This is a genomic window from Enterobacter sp. CPE_E890, assembly GCF_046521475.1.
GTDB classification, from domain to species: Bacteria; Pseudomonadota; Gammaproteobacteria; order Enterobacterales; family Enterobacteriaceae; genus Enterobacter; species Enterobacter adelaidei.
The window spans coordinates 4,860,664-4,875,396 of sequence record NZ_JBKFZW010000001.1; the positions used below are offsets into that span (position 1 = coordinate 4,860,664).

Annotated in this window: 13 protein-coding genes; 8 read left to right on the forward strand and 5 right to left on the reverse strand. The window is 54.9% G+C overall.

The window, feature by feature from the left end:
- Nucleotides 1-160: 160 nt before the first annotated feature.
- The 3 genes from metF to metB form a co-directional block, all read right to left on the reverse strand.
- A complete protein-coding gene (metF, locus tag ACLHV9_RS23965) occupies nucleotides 161-1,051 on the reverse strand; it encodes a methylenetetrahydrofolate reductase (protein ID WP_028018106.1) in 891 nt (296 codons plus the stop codon).
- Between the two features lie 203 nt (nucleotides 1,052-1,254).
- Entirely contained in the window at nucleotides 1,255-3,687 is a 2,433-nt protein-coding gene (locus tag ACLHV9_RS23970; RefSeq protein ID WP_028018107.1) for a bifunctional aspartate kinase/homoserine dehydrogenase II, read from the reverse strand.
- Between the two features lie 2 nt (nucleotides 3,688-3,689).
- Nucleotides 3,690-4,850 carry a cystathionine gamma-synthase gene (gene metB / locus ACLHV9_RS23975; RefSeq protein WP_108091200.1) on the reverse strand — a complete coding sequence of 387 codons (1,161 nt, stop codon included), beginning with the start codon at nucleotides 4,848-4,850 and terminating at the stop codon, nucleotides 3,690-3,692.
- Nucleotides 4,851-5,126: 276 nt separating this feature from the next.
- Here metB and metJ point away from each other — a divergent pair, with 276 nt between their 5' ends.
- Nucleotides 5,127-5,444, forward strand: a complete 318-nt coding sequence (metJ, locus tag ACLHV9_RS23980) for a met regulon transcriptional regulator MetJ (RefSeq protein WP_003862042.1) — start codon at nucleotides 5,127-5,129, stop codon at nucleotides 5,442-5,444.
- Nucleotides 5,445-5,492: 48 nt separating this feature from the next.
- Here metJ and rpmE read toward each other — a convergent pair whose 3' ends face one another.
- Complete coding sequence (gene rpmE, locus ACLHV9_RS23985; protein ID WP_003862040.1) at nucleotides 5,493-5,705, reverse strand: 50S ribosomal protein L31; 213 nt, start codon at nucleotides 5,703-5,705, stop codon at nucleotides 5,493-5,495.
- Nucleotides 5,706-5,905: 200 nt separating this feature from the next.
- Between rpmE and priA the strand changes: the two genes are divergently transcribed.
- The 7 genes from priA to rraA all read left to right on the forward strand — a co-directional run bounded on the left by priA (nucleotide 5,906) and on the right by rraA (nucleotide 13,871).
- Nucleotides 5,906-8,101, forward strand: a complete 2,196-nt coding sequence (gene priA, locus ACLHV9_RS23990; RefSeq protein ID WP_407221140.1) for a primosomal protein N' — start codon at nucleotides 5,906-5,908, stop codon at nucleotides 8,099-8,101.
- A 119-nt stretch (nucleotides 8,102-8,220) separates the two neighbouring features.
- Nucleotides 8,221-9,246 carry a DNA-binding transcriptional regulator CytR gene (gene cytR, locus ACLHV9_RS23995; protein ID WP_407221141.1) on the forward strand — a complete coding sequence of 342 codons (1,026 nt, stop codon included), beginning with the start codon at nucleotides 8,221-8,223 and terminating at the stop codon, nucleotides 9,244-9,246.
- A gap of 93 nt (nucleotides 9,247-9,339) precedes the next feature.
- Nucleotides 9,340-10,335 carry a cell division protein FtsN gene (ftsN, locus tag ACLHV9_RS24000; RefSeq protein WP_407221142.1) on the forward strand — a complete coding sequence of 332 codons (996 nt, stop codon included), beginning with the start codon at nucleotides 9,340-9,342 and terminating at the stop codon, nucleotides 10,333-10,335.
- Between the two features lie 94 nt (nucleotides 10,336-10,429).
- Nucleotides 10,430-10,960, forward strand: coding sequence for an ATP-dependent protease subunit HslV (gene hslV, locus ACLHV9_RS24005; RefSeq protein ID WP_014172194.1), 531 nt, complete (start codon nucleotides 10,430-10,432; stop codon nucleotides 10,958-10,960).
- A 9-nt stretch (nucleotides 10,961-10,969) separates the two neighbouring features.
- Nucleotides 10,970-12,304, forward strand: a complete 1,335-nt coding sequence (gene hslU / locus ACLHV9_RS24010; RefSeq protein WP_028018112.1) for an HslU--HslV peptidase ATPase subunit — start codon at nucleotides 10,970-10,972, stop codon at nucleotides 12,302-12,304.
- Nucleotides 12,305-12,366: 62 nt separating this feature from the next.
- The gene (gene menA / locus ACLHV9_RS24015; protein WP_152546600.1) at nucleotides 12,367-13,293 is read left to right on the forward strand and encodes a 1,4-dihydroxy-2-naphthoate polyprenyltransferase; all 927 of its coding nucleotides are present in this window, start codon (nucleotides 12,367-12,369) and stop codon (nucleotides 13,291-13,293) included.
- A gap of 92 nt (nucleotides 13,294-13,385) precedes the next feature.
- Nucleotides 13,386-13,871 (forward strand): ribonuclease E activity regulator RraA, encoded by a 486-nt coding sequence (rraA, locus tag ACLHV9_RS24020; RefSeq protein ID WP_014172197.1) that lies wholly within the window; start codon nucleotides 13,386-13,388, stop codon nucleotides 13,869-13,871.
- A 567-nt stretch (nucleotides 13,872-14,438) separates the two neighbouring features.
- Here the strand turns inward: rraA and zapB are convergent.
- On the reverse strand, nucleotides 14,439-14,678 hold the full coding sequence (zapB, locus tag ACLHV9_RS24025) for a septal ring assembly protein ZapB (protein WP_010436935.1): 240 nt from the start codon (nucleotides 14,676-14,678) through the stop codon (nucleotides 14,439-14,441).
- Nucleotides 14,679-14,733 lie beyond the last annotated feature (55 nt).

Here is a 14,733-nt window from a genome sequence, read left to right on the forward strand (position 1 = left end):
TGATAAGGTACAGTTGGGATAACCCACAGATTCGATAGTTAATTCCGTTTAATTACACTTTGAAAATTTGTGACTTTTGTACGTCTTTGGCAGAATTACCGATATGACAGGAAAATAAAACCCTTATAAATCAAAAAACCCTCCGAAGAGGGCTTTTTAGTTACACGCCTGGTCTAACACCGAGCGTGTGGCATATGGCGTAACTCATCTCCGCACGGTTCAGCGTGTAGAAGTGGAAATCCTTCACCCCTTCACGACTTAAAATCTTCACCATGTCCATCGCGATATTTGCGCCCACCAGCTTGCGTGTTTCCGGGTCATCGTCCAGCCCTTCGTACATTTTAGACATCCAAAGCGGAATGCGCACATTCGTCATGTCAGCAAATTTCTTCGCCTGTTTGAAGTTAGAGACCGGCAGAATACCTGGGATGATTTCAACGTCGATGCCTGCGGAAACACAACGGTCACGGAAGCGCAGGTAGCTTTCCACATCAAAGAAGAACTGGGTAATCGCGCGGTTTGCACCGGCTTCCACTTTACGCTTCAGGTTAAGCAGATCGGCCTGGGCGCTTTTCGCTTCCGGGTGAACTTCAGGATAAGCGGCAACGGAGATATCAAAATCGGCCACGTCTTTCAGCAGCGCGACCAGGTCGGCAGCATACATTTCCGGCTTACCGCTACCCGGCGGCAGGTCACCGCGCAGGGCAACAATATGACGAATGCCGTTGTTCCAGTAATCCTGGGCGATAGCACGCAGTTCATCACGGGTTGCGTCAATACAGGTAAGGTGCGGGGCCGCTTCCAGACCGGTGCGATCTTTAATGCCTTTAATGATGCTGTGCGTACGGTCACGCTCGCCGGAGTTTGCACCGTAGGTGACGGAGACAAACTTCGGTTTCAGGCTGCTCAGGCGATCGATAGAGCTCCACAGGGTTTGCTCCATTTCACTGGTGCGCGGCGGGAAAAATTCAAAAGAGACGTTAATCTGGCCGTTTACTTCGGCCAGGCTCTGATTCAGGGCTTCCCGCTGGTTGGCGTGAAAAAAGCTCATACCGTACCTCTATCAATCGCGTGTCGTTGTGTGTTGTTTTGTGAACTTCTATACGTTTAGACGTCCAGATGTAAAAATGACGGAAAAGCGGGGGGACGTCAACAGAAATAATCAACAATAACGGTGAGGTTTGCTCAGGGAATATGAGGAAAATTCATGATGAGGGTAATACCCTCTCCCGGAGAGAGAGGGAAATTCAGGCGTTACAGTAACTTAGCCAGGCGGTTGATGTCGGACTGGATCGCGCCGGCGGTCACATCGCGCCCCGCCCCCGGACCGCGGATCACCAGTGGGTTATCACGATACCAGCGGCTTTCGATTGCGAAGACGTTATCGCACGGCAAAAGTGCTGCCAGCGGATGTTCAGGACGCACCGCCTCAACACCCACACGCGCTTTTCCGTTGGCCTCAAAACGCGCCACATAGCGCAGTACCAGCCCCATCTCGTTCGCCGCTTCCAGACGCTGTACCATCTGCTCGTTAAGCTCTTCACCATTTTCAAAGAAATGGTCTATAGAACCTTCTTCACAGCCAGCAGTCACCAGTGATTCGACGCGCACGGAATCCGGTTCGATGTCGTAACCGGCTTCGCGCGCGAGGATCACCAGCTTACGCATTACATCTTTACCGGAGAGGTCAACGCGCGGATCGGGCTCGGTTAAGCCCTGCTGCCACGCCTGATCCACCAGGTCGGTGAACGGTACGGTGCCGTCAAACTGCAGGAACAACCAGGAGAGCGTGCCGGAGAAGATACCGCTCAGCGCCAGAATACTGTCGCCGCTTTCAATCAGATCACGCACGGTGTGGTTAACCGGCAGGCCCGCGCCCACGGTGGCGTTATAGAGCCAGTGACGACCTGTTTTTTCAAACGCGTCGTGGATCTGACGGTATTTATCGGTGCTGCTTGCCCCCGCCAGCTTATTGGCGCTAATGACGTGGAACCCATGGCTGGCGAAATCAAGATACTGATCGGCCAGTTGTTCGCTGGCGGTGACGTCCAGCACCACCAGATCGTCATACGGGTGCGCACGCATCCACAGGAACAGCGACTCTTCATCCTGCTCGACGGCTTCATCATTAAAGAAGGCAAGTGCGCGGCTGGCGTCCAGCCCTTCGTAGTTCAGCAGGCTGCGGCGGCTATCCACCACGCCAGCGAGAATAAATTCAAACCCGGTACGTGCAGAGAGAGTGACCTGTTCGCGAGCAAACAGCTCCAGCCAGCGGGAACCGATGTTGCCTTTACCGAACAGCACCAGGCCAATGCGTTTTTCCGCGCGGAACAGAGAGGTATGCAGACCCTGAATCAGGCTCTCGGTAGGCCCTTTACGCAGCACGGCGACCAGGCTGATGCCCTCTTCGGACTGCCAGGTAAACTCAACCGGCTGTCCCTTCAGTTGCTGCCAGAAACGGTGGCAGTGCAGAGGGTTACGGGTGACACCCGCCCCCACCATCGCCACCAGCGCCAGCCCCTGACGCAGGCGAAGTTCACCCGGCAGACCTGCTTCATCCAGAATTTTCAGCGCGCTGTCCGCCACTTCAGCGGTGTAGCAGAACTGCAGCAACTGGCGGTCGTTATGCACGCCAACGGCCAGCGGACGTACCTGAGCACGCTTTAACACCAGGTCGATGTCCTTATGTGCCAGTTTGAAATCCTGTCCTGCCGGAACCTGGAACTCAATCAGACAGATGTCGTCGTGGCTGGTAACAATACGCGCCCCGGTACCGGAAGCCAGCACGCGCTCAATGCGCGTGGAGCCCTGATCCGGGGTGTAACTGCAGCGCAGCTGCAGGTCAATATCGCTGCCGGAGACTGGCTGCAGCGTGCGCGCGTGCAGTACCGGTGCCGCCAGACGTGCCAGTTCGCTGGCTTCGTCGAGACGCAGCAGCGGCAGTAAACAGGCATCTTTCACTTTGCGCGGGTCGGCGCTGTAAACACCAGCCACATCACTCCAGATGGTGACGCGGGACACGCCCGCCAGAGCACCGATTTGCGTTGCAGAGTAGTCGGAGCCGTTACGCCCCAGCAGCACCGTTTCACCCGCATTGCTGCGGCTGATAAAGCCGGTGACGACAATGCGTTTACCTGGATGTTGCACCAGCAGCTGTTGCAGTAACGGGTAAGACAATCCTTCGTCGACCTGCGGCTGTGCAGCACGCTCAGCGCGCAGGAAATCGCGCGCGTCGAGCCAGGCGGCTTCAACACCAAGATGTTGCAATACGGCAGCCATCAGACGCGCAGACCACACTTCCCCGTGGCCGACCACTTCGGCATACACCGCTTCGGTAATGCCGCTGTCCAGCAGGGCAGCCAGACGCTCAAGGTCATGGGTGAAGGCACTGATCAACCCGTCCGCTACGTCTGCAGGCAGCAGGCCAGCAATCAGCTCGCTCTGATAACGACGTAAGGACTGTTGCACCTGATGCGCAGAAAGGCGATCGGTCTGGCTCAATTTCAGCCAGCTAATCAACTGGTTGGTGGTGCTGCCCGCCGCGGAGACAACCATCATGTCCCCCGGCTGCGAATACTCTGTCATGATCCCTGCGACACGCAGATAACATTTCACATCAGCAAGACTACTACCACCAAACTTGTGCAGCTGACGACCCTTCGCCCCTGCCTGCGCTATCACACTCATGATTACCCCTTGGCTACGACCCGGAAGCCATTTTCCAGATCGGCAATTAAATCTTCAGAATCTTCAATACCGGTTGAGATTCGCAGCAGCGTCTCGGAAATCCCGGCGGCGGCACGTGCTTCGGGTGCCATACCTGCGTGCGTCATGGTCGCGGCGTGGGAGATTAAGCTTTCAACCCCACCTAAGGATTCCGCCAGCGTAAACAATGACAGCCCGCTCAGGAAGCGACGCAGCGTTTGCTCGTCACCGTCCAGTTCAAAACTTAACATCGCGCCAAATCCCTTCTGCTGGCGGGCGGCGATCTCGTGCCCCTGGTTTTCCGGCAACGACGGGTGATAGAGCTTCTTCACCAGCGGCTGCGTTTTCAGGAAATCGACAATCGCCTGAGCATTGCGCTGCGCCACTTCCATACGCGGCGACAGCGTACGAATGCCACGTAACAGCAAGTAGCTGTCGAAGGCACCCGCGGTGACGCCAATGTTATTGGCCCACCATGCCAGTTCCGTGACAACTTCAGGGTCTTTGGCAATCACCACGCCCGCGACCACGTCAGAATGGCCGTTCAGATATTTAGTGCATGAATGCAATACCAGATCAGCACCCAATGCTAATGGGTTCTGAAGGGCCGGACTGAGGAACGTATTATCCACTACACTTATCGCTCCCGCATCCCTTGCGAGCTGACAAATTTTCGCAATGTCGACAACGCGCAACAATGGGTTGCTTGGACTTTCCACCAGTACCAGCTTCGGTTTCTCTGCCAGCGCCTGTTTCAGCGCCTGTTCGTCGTTTTGATCGACAAACAGCACGCGATAACAGCCGTGCTTTGCCAGACTATCAAACAGACGATAGCTGCCGCCGTAGCAGTCGTGCGGCGCAACCAGCAGATCACCCGGTTTCAGGAACACCGTTGTCACCAGGTGAATGGCGGACATACCGGTATTGGTTAATACTGCACCTGCGCCACCTTCCAGCTCAGCCAGCGCGCGCTGGGTCACATCACGCGTAGGGTTGCCACGACGCGAGTAATCATGCGCGCGGGGTTCATTAAATCCGGTGAAATTATAGGTACTGGAAAGATGAATCGGCGGGACAACGCAGCCGTACTGCTCGTCATCATTTAATCCGCTACGCACTGCAATAGTGGCCTGTTTACGCGTCATGGTGAAGGCTTCCTGGCGAATGAGGTGAAAAGTCAGGCACCAGAGTAAACATTGAATGTATGGACGTCAATACATCTGGACATCTAAACTTCTTTGCGTATAGATTGAGCAATGCGCAAATAGCCGTTAAAATTATATGCTTTAGTGCACGCTGCAGCGGCAATATCCGTGCCACGGTATCGTCTCTACGGTAAACTAGGCAAGATTACGGTTCAAAACCCAGAGTTACAGGTTTTGCACCCTTAGATAAATGACTGAGAGGATTAAAGGTATCTCATGGCTGAATGGAGCGGCGAATATATCAGCCCATACGCTGAGCACGGTAAGAAGAGTGAGCAAGTAAAGAAAATTACGGTTTCCATTCCTCTGAAGGTGTTGAAGATCCTCACCGATGAACGTACGCGTCGTCAGGTGAACAACCTGCGCCACGCAACCAACAGCGAACTGTTGTGCGAAGCGTTTCTGCATGCGTTTACCGGTCAACCGTTGCCGAACGATGACGATCTGCGCAAAGAGCGTAGCGACGAAATCCCGGAAGAGGCGAAGGTGATCATGCGTGAACTGGGTATTGACCCGGAGACGTGGGAATACTGAAAAGCGGATACAAAAAAGGCACCTTGCGGTGCCTTTTTTTCGGGAAACTTATTTAGCGCCCGGGATGCTGAAACGCTTGTTGAAGCGGTCAACACGGCCACCGGTTGCAACATCACGCTGCTTACCAGTGTAGAACGGGTGGCATTTGCCGCACACGTCCAGGTTCAGATCGTGACCCACGGTAGAGCGGATCTGGATAGAGTTACCGCAAGAACAGTTTGCAGTAATCATTTCGTATTTCGGGTGAATATCTTTTTTCATGGGAGAACCTCAGTTAAGGCCGCGTCGCTCTTCCAGCCCTAACGCCAGACACCACGCGATGTTGATTGTAAGTTCTTTGGCGTAAAGTACACCAAAGGCGGCGAATCATACAGAATTTGACCAACGTATGCAAACTGATCCGCACGCCGCTTTTACTAATGTGTATACTAACGCGCCACTTTTCAAGTCAGGAAGATTAGATGCCCGTCGCTCACGTTGCCCTGCCCGTTCCGCTTTCCCGCACCTTTGACTATCTGCTGCCTGACAGCATGAGCGCCAAAGCGGGCTGTCGCGTGACCGTGCCCTTTGGCAAGCAGCAGCGTGTGGGGATTGTGGTTTCGGTCAGCGATAAGAGCGAGTTACCGCTTAATGAACTGAAATCCGTTGTTGAGGTGCTGGACAGTGAGCCGGTTTACTCCAGCAGCACCTGGCGACTTCTGCTGTGGGCGGCGGATTACTACCACCATCCCATCGGCGACGTCCTGTTCCACGCCCTGCCCATTATGCTGCGTCAGGGTAAGAGCGCCAGCCATGCGCCGATGTGGTACTGGTTTGCCACCGAAGAAGGTCAGGCTGTCGACATCAACAGCCTCAAACGCTCGCAGAAACAGCAGCAGGCGCTGGCGGCGCTGCGCCAGGGGAAAATCTGGCGTCATCAGGTCGACGAACTTGAGATCAGCGAAACGGCGCTACAGGCCCTGAGAAAGAAAGGGCTGAGTGAACTGGGCAGCGAAGCGCCTGCGCTTTACGACTGGCGAGAGAGTTTCTCCGTTTCAGGTGATCGCCTGCGTCTGAATACCGAGCAGGCCACCGCCGTCGGCGCGATCCATAGCGCCTCCGATCATTTCTCTGCCTGGCTGCTGGCGGGAGTTACCGGTTCCGGCAAGACCGAAGTCTACCTGAGCGTGCTGGAAAACGTGCTCGCACAGGGCAAACAGGCGCTGGTGATGGTGCCGGAAATTGGCCTGACGCCGCAAACCATCGCCCGATTCCGCGAGCGCTTTAACGCGCCTGTTGAGGTGCTGCACTCCGGCCTGAACGACAGCGAGCGCCTCAACGCCTGGCTGAAAGCGAAAAACGGTGAAGCGGCGATTGTGATCGGCACCCGCTCGTCGCTGTTTACGCCGTTTAAAAATCTCGGCGTTATCGTGATCGACGAAGAGCACGACAGCTCCTATAAACAGCAGGAAGGCTGGCGTTACCATGCCCGCGATCTGGCGGTCTATCGCGCGCACAGCGAGCAAATCCCTATTATTCTCGGCTCCGCCACGCCGGCGCTCGAAACGCTGCACAACGTGCGTCAGCGTAAATACCATATGCTACGCCTGACGCGTCGCGCGGGAAATGCGCGCCCGGCCATTCAGCACGTACTGGATCTGAAAGGACAGCAAGTTCAGGCGGGGTTAGCACCCGCTCTTATCACCCGGATGCGCCAGCATTTGCAGGCCGGGAACCAGGTCATTCTGTTTCTCAACCGGCGCGGATTTGCGCCAGCTCTGCTGTGCCACGACTGCGGCTGGATTGCCGAATGCCCGCGCTGCGATCATTACTACACCTTCCATCAGGCCCAGCGTCATTTGCGCTGCCACCACTGCGACAGTCAGCGCCCTGTTCCGCGCCAGTGTCCATCGTGTGGTTCAACGCACATTGTGCCGGTGGGTCTGGGGACTGAACAGTTGGAACAGGCTCTTGCGCCCTTCTTCCCTGACGTCCCTCTCTCCCGCATCGACCGGGATACCACCAGCCGTAAAGGTGCGCTGGAACAACAACTGGCGGAAGTGCATCGCGGCGGCGCACGCATTTTGATTGGTACCCAGATGCTGGCGAAAGGACACCATTTCCCGGATGTAACGCTGGTTGCCCTGCTGGATGTCGACGGCGCACTCTTCTCAGCAGACTTCCGTTCCGCGGAACGTTTTGCCCAGCTTTATACCCAGGTCGCCGGTCGTGCCGGACGCGCGGGCAAACAGGGCGAAGTGGTTCTGCAAACGCACCACCCAGAACACCCGTTACTCCAGACCCTGCTACACAAAGGCTATGACGCCTTTGCCGAACAGGCGCTGGCAGAACGCCAGACCCTGCAGCTACCGCCGTGGACCAGCCACGTGATCGTTCGTGCAGAAGATCATAACAACCAGCAGGCCCCACTATTCCTGCAGCAGCTGAGAAACCTCCTGCAGGCCAGTCCACTGGTGGATAACCAGCTGTGGATTTTGGGCCCGGTTCCGGCACTGGCACCAAAGCGCGGCGGACGTTTTCGCTGGCAAATTTTGCTCCAGCACCCTTCGAGAATTCGTCTCCAGCATATCGTCAGCGGCGCGCTGGTACTGATTAACACCCTTCCGGAAGCGCGAAAAGTGAAGTGGGTACTGGACGTCGATCCCATCGAAGGCTGAAGACGGATCGAAAAATTTAACGTTCCTCACACTTTTTATGAAAATTCTGTAACCGATTCCATTAACTATCTGTAAAAATGGTGATGTCAGAAGTTCGGTGTTCAGGCGAGGAGAAGACGTTGAAGTCCAGCAAAGAGGTTGCACCGGCGACCATGAAAGACGTTGCCCAGAAAGCACAGGTCTCTACGGCAACGGTATCCCGCGCATTAATGAATCCGGATAAAGTCTCCCAGGCGACCCGTAACCGGGTTGAACAGGCTGCGCTGGAAGTGGGCTATTTTCCACAGGCGATGGGCCGTAACGTCAAGCGCAATGAGTCGCGCACCATCCTGGTGATTGTGCCGGACATCTGCGATCCCTTTTTCAGCGAGATTATCCGCGGTATTGAAGTGACAGCGGCTGAACAGGGTTATCTGGTACTGATTGGCGACTGTGCGCACCAGAACCAGCAGGAAAAAACCTTTATCGACCTCATTATCACCAAGCAGATCGACGGTATGTTGCTGCTTGGCTCTCGCCTGCCGTTTGATGCCAGCATTGAAGAGCAGCGTAATTTACCGCCGATGGTCATGGCCAACGAGTTTGCGCCAGAGCTGGAGCTGCCGACGGTCCATATCGATAACCTCACCGCCGCATTCAACGCCGTCAACTATCTCCAGGAACTGGGGCATAAACGTATTGGCTGCATTGCCGGGCCGGAAGAGATGCCGCTGTGCCACTACCGTCTGCAGGGTTACGTTCAGGCGCTGCGCCGTACCGGCGTCACTGTCGATCCGCACTATATTGCTCGTGGTGACTTCACCTTCGCTGCGGGTGGACAGGCGCTGGAAAAACTTCTGGACCTGCCTGAGCCGCCCACCGCCGTATTCTGTCACAGCGATGTAATGGCGCTGGGCGCATTGTCGTATGCCAAACGTCGTGGCCTGCGCATACCGAAAGATTTATCGATCATCGGATTCGATAATATTTCGCTTTCAGAATTTTGCGATCCGCCGCTCTCAACGGTCGCTCAGCCGCGCTATCAAATCGGCCGCGAAGCGATGCTTCTTCTGCTGGATCAGCTTCACGGTCAAACAGTTAGCAGCGGCTCGCGGTTGCTGGACTGCGAACTGATTATTCGCGGCACTACCCAGGCATTGACTTAAAGTAAACGTCTTTCGGATACCCTTATCTGGTCAAAGCCCCGCCGCTTAAGTAACATGGCGGACTGACGAACGAATAAATACAGCGAAACGATAGTGGCACAACGAGATTATGTACGTCGCGGCCAGCCGGCACCTTCGCGACGCAAAAAGAGTAGCTCAAGGAAAAAGCAGAGTAACCTGCCTGCTGTCTCGCCAGCAATGGTCGCTATTGCTGCGGCTGTAGTCGTCGCCTTTATTGGTGGACTGTACTTTATTACGCACCATAAAAAAGAAGAGTCTGAGGCGCTTCAGGCCAGTAAAGTGGCCGGAAATGGTCTTCCTCCGAAGCCTGAAGAACGCTGGCGCTATATCAAAGAGCTGGAAAGCCGTCAGCCTGGCGTACGTGCGCCAACCGAACCTTCCGCAGGTGGAGAAGTGCAGAATGCGAATCAACTGACGGATGAACAGCGTCAGTTGTTGGCACAAATGCAGGCTGATATGCGCCAGCAACCCACGCAGCTGAATGAAGTCCCGTGGAATGAACAGACTCCGGCACAGCGTCAGCAAACGTTACAGCGACGTCAGGCGCAACAGCAAATTCAGCAACAGCAGCAACAACAGTGGGCGCAAACCCAGCCGGTGCAGCAGCCGAAAGCACAGCCGCGGGTAACGGAACAGCCTTACCAGCAGCAGACGCGTACGGTGCAGTCCCAGCCGGTTCAGCAACAGCCGAAGACTCAGCCGCAGAAGCAAACGGCTCAGCCATATCAGGATCTCTTGCAGACGCCAGCGCATACCACCGCTCAGCAGCCGAAAACGCAGCAGGCAGCGCCTATCACTAAAGAGACCGAGGCACCGAAGCAGACAGCGGAGAAGAAAGATGAGCGCCGCTGGATGGTTCAGTGCGGTTCGTTTAAAGGTGCCGAGCAGGCGGAAACGGTGCGCGCGCAGCTGGCCTTTGAAGGGTTTGATTCACGTATTACCACCAACAATGGCTGGAATCGCGTGGTGATTGGCCCGGTGAAAGGCAAAGAAAATGCTGATGGCACCATTTCACGTTTGAAAGTCGCTGGTCACACAAACTGTATTCGACTCGCATCCGGGGGTTGAAACCCCCAATTTCCCCCCCATCTATCATTCTATTCAGCCCTGAGCACAGGCTCAGGGCTTCTGTTTCCCGATTCTGTAACCAGGGGGTCTGCTCGTGACAACAATAGTAAGTGTACGCCGTAACGGCCATGTGGTAATCGCCGGTGATGGCCAGGCCACGCTGGGTAATACCGTCATGAAAGGCAACGTGAAGAAAGTACGTCGTCTCTATAACGACAAAGTGATCGCCGGTTTTGCTGGCGGCACCGCTGATGCCTTCACGCTGTTTGAACTTTTTGAACGCAAACTGGAAATGCACCAGGGTCATCTGGTGAAAGCCGCTGTTGAGCTGGCGAAAGACTGGCGTACCGACCGCATGCTGCGCAAGCTCGAAGCGCTGCTGGCCGTAGCCGACGAAACCGCGTCGCTGATTATCACCGGTAACGGTGACGTCATTCAGCCGGAAAACGACCTGATTGCCATCGGCTCTGGCGGCCCTTATGCCCAGGCTGCAGCCCGCGCGCTGTTGGAAAATACCGACATGAACGCGCGAGATATCGCGGTGAAGGCGTTGGATATTGCAGGTGATATCTGCATTTATACCAACCACAACCACACCATCGAAGAATTACCGTCTAAAGCGTAAGGATCTCCCATGTCTGAAATGACCCCACGCGAAATTGTTAGCGAACTGAACAAACATATTATCGGCCAGGATAACGCCAAGCGCTCCGTGGCGATCGCCCTGCGTAACCGCTGGCGTCGTATGCAGCTTGACGAAGAGCTGCGCCATGAAGTGACGCCGAAAAACATTCTGATGATCGGCCCGACCGGCGTCGGTAAAACCGAGATCGCCCGTCGTCTGGCGAAGCTGGCTAACGCACCGTTCATCAAAGTTGAAGCCACCAAGTTCACCGAAGTAGGTTATGTCGGTAAAGAAGTGGATTCTATCATCCGCGATCTGACCGATTCTGCTATCAAAATGGTGCGCGTTCAGGCGATTGAGAAAAACCGCTACCGCGCGGAAGAGATGGCCGAAGAGCGCATTCTCGACGTGCTGATCCCACCGGCAAAAAACAACTGGGGCCAGGCTGAACAACAGTCTGAACCTTCAGCCGCACGTCAGGCGTTCCGCAAAAAACTGCGTGAAGGCCAGCTGGATGATAAAGAGATTGAGATCGATCTCGCGGCCGCACCGATGGGCGTGGAAATCATGGCACCTCCAGGTATGGAGGAGATGACCAGCCAGCTGCAGTCCATGTTCCAGAACCTGGGCGGCCAGAAGCAGAAAGCGCGTAAGCTGAAAATCAAGGACGCGATGAAGCTGCTTATCGAAGAAGAAGCGGCAAAACTGGTGAACCCGGAAGAGCTGAAACAGGATGCTATCGACGCGGTTGAGCAGCACGGTATCGTGTTTATCGACGAAATCGATAAAATCTGTAAACGTGGCGGCAACAGCTCCGGCCCGGATGTGTCCCGTGAAGGCGTTCAGCGCGACCTGCTGCCGCTGGTTGAAGGCTGCACCGTTTCCACTAAGCACGGCATGGTAAAAACGGACCACATTCTGTTTATCGCCTCCGGTGCATTCCAGGTTGCCAGCCCGTCTGACCTGATCCCGGAACTGCAGGGTCGTCTGCCCATCCGCGTTGAGCTGCAGGCGCTGACCACTGAAGATTTCGAACGTATCCTGACTGAGCCAAATGCCTCTGCTACCGTACAGTACAAAGCGCTGATGGCGACCGAAGGTGTGAACCTCGAGTTCACCCAAGACGGTATCAAACGTATCGCCCAGGCCGCATGGCAGGTGAACGAAACCACCGAGAACATCGGTGCGCGTCGTCTCCATACCGTGCTGGAACGCCTGGTAGAAGATATCTCTTATGATGCGAGCGACCTTAACGGTCAAACCATCACCATTGACGCAGAATATGTGAGTAAACATCTGGATGCGTTAGTGGCAGATGAAGATCTGAGCCGTTTTATCCTATAATCGCGGTTACTGGATTCTCATCACGTTTAATGGGGGCTAATGCCCCCATTTTTATTGGCTAAATAACTATGACTGATATCAGCCGTACTCAGGCGTGGCTCGAAAGTCTGCGCCCTAAAACACTTCCTCTGGCCTTTGCTGCGATTGTCGTCGGTACGGCTCTTGCCTGGTGGCAAGGTTATTTTGACCCGCTGGTCGCGGCACTGGCATTGATTACCGCCGGCCTGCTGCAAATTCTCTCCAATCTCGCCAACGATTACGGTGACGCGGTAAAAGGCAGCGATAAACCTGACCGTATCGGGCCACTGCGCGGGATGCAGAAAGGGGTGATTACTCAGGCGCAGATGAAACGCGCATTGATTATCACCGTGGTGCTGATTTGTTTATCGGGTCTGGCACTGGTGACGGTGGCGTCTAAAACCACCAGCGATTTTATTGGCTTCCTGGTGTTAGGTTTATTGGCCATTGTCGCGGCCATCACCTACACCGTCGGCACGCGTCCTTATGGTTATATTGGTCTGGGTGATATTTCCGTGCTGGTGTTCTTCGGCTGGCTGAGCGTGATGGGAAGCTGGTACTTACAGGCGCATACCCTTATCCCTGCGTTGTTCCTGCCTGCAACCGCCTGCGGACTGCTGGCGACGGCAGTGCTCAATATCAACAACCTGCGCGATATCGACAGCGATCGTGAGAATGGCAAAAACACGCTGGCCGTTCGTCTGGGTCCGGTTAACGCGCGCCGCTACCACGCCTGCCTGCTGATGGGTGCGCTGGTCTGCCTGGCACTGTTTAACCTGATCTCGCTGCACAGCGTATGGGGCTGGCTGTTTGTACTTGCCGCACCGCTGCTGATTAAGCAGGCGCGATTTGTCATGCGCGAACTGAGCCCTACAGCCATGCCACCAATGCTGGAACGCACGGTAAAAGGCGCGCTTCTGACTAACCTGTTGTTCGTCATCGGGATTGTCTTAAGCCAGACGCTTCGTTAGCTGACAAATATCAATTAACAATTGATGATTTTGCCAACAACGCATTTCGCACGATATACTGAACACATTCGCAGCAACTGAGCGTTAAACCTATGAAATACGATACCTCCGAGCTTTGTGACATCTACCAGGAAGATGTCAACGTCGTTGAACCGCTGTTCTCCAACTTTGGTGGGCGGTCGTCGTTTGGCGGACAAATCGTCACGGTGAAATGTTTCGAGGACAACGGGTTGCTGTACGATCTGCTCGAACAGAATGGCCGTGGCCGCGTTCTGTTAGTTGACGGCGGGGGTTCCGTGCGTCGCGCGCTTATTGATGCTGAGCTGGCTCGCCTTGCCGTGCAAAACGAGTGGGAAGGGATTGTGGTTTACGGTTCCGTGCGCCAGGTGGACGATCTTGAAGATCTGGATATTGGTATTCAGGCCATCGCCGCCATTCCGGTCGGTGCGGCGGGTGAAGGCATTGGCGAAAGCGACGTGCGCGTCAATTTCGGCGGCGTGACCTTCTTCTCCGGTGACCATCTGTACGCCGATAACACCGGCATAATCCTTTCCGAAGATCCGCTGGATATCGAGTAATAAAACCGTAAGCGTGGGCCATAAAAAAACCGCCAACAGCAATGTGGCGGTTTTTTTGTCCCTCGGGATTCGCGGTCCGTTGGGTTATCTTGCAACCTTTAACCAGGATTTTTATCTTACCCTGGTTCATCCCTCTGGTAACCCCCGTCGACCCTTTATAAATTCCTAATCTCCTCTGAAGGCCTTAACTACGCTGCTGCTGCTCATTATGATGCATCGTCCCTTTCCGCCATCTCGCACATGGGCATCGGTCCAGGGAAAGGTGTATTCACAACCGTAAAGCAACCTTTAACCGGGCTTGTGTCCACCGACTTATCACCGGTGGTGAACGGTGGAGCGGTTAGCTGCAGGGACCGCATAATGAAACGCTATTTATGTATTGCGTTCATTGTCGCCAGCGTACTCGTAGTAAAGAGTGATGAACCGAATGTGTTGATTGCTCTTACTATGACAGCGCAGGACAAGTAGCGTTAAGGCCGCCTCTGGCGGCCTTTTTTATAACTGGCATAAAAAAAGCCGGGTGGCGGCGACGCCATACCCGGCCTGGTCAGTTCATCCCAATGGGAATCAGACTTCTTCCATACGTCCCAGCAGCGCCTGCAGGCGATCCTGCCAGCCGTTCTGCTGTTCGCGCAGTTGGTTGTTTTCGCGCTCCAGTTCTTCGCGGCCGTGCTGAGCGTTCTGAACTTCCTGCGCCAGGCTGTTGTTCTTCTCTTTCAGCTCTTCAATTTCCATCTGCAGCAGGGTGATGGTGTCAATCGCCTGCTGTACTTTCGATTCCAGTTTCTCAAACACTTCTAAAGACATGATGCTACCTCTCCTGAATTGCAAGGCGACGCTTTAACGTAAACGCGCACGACAT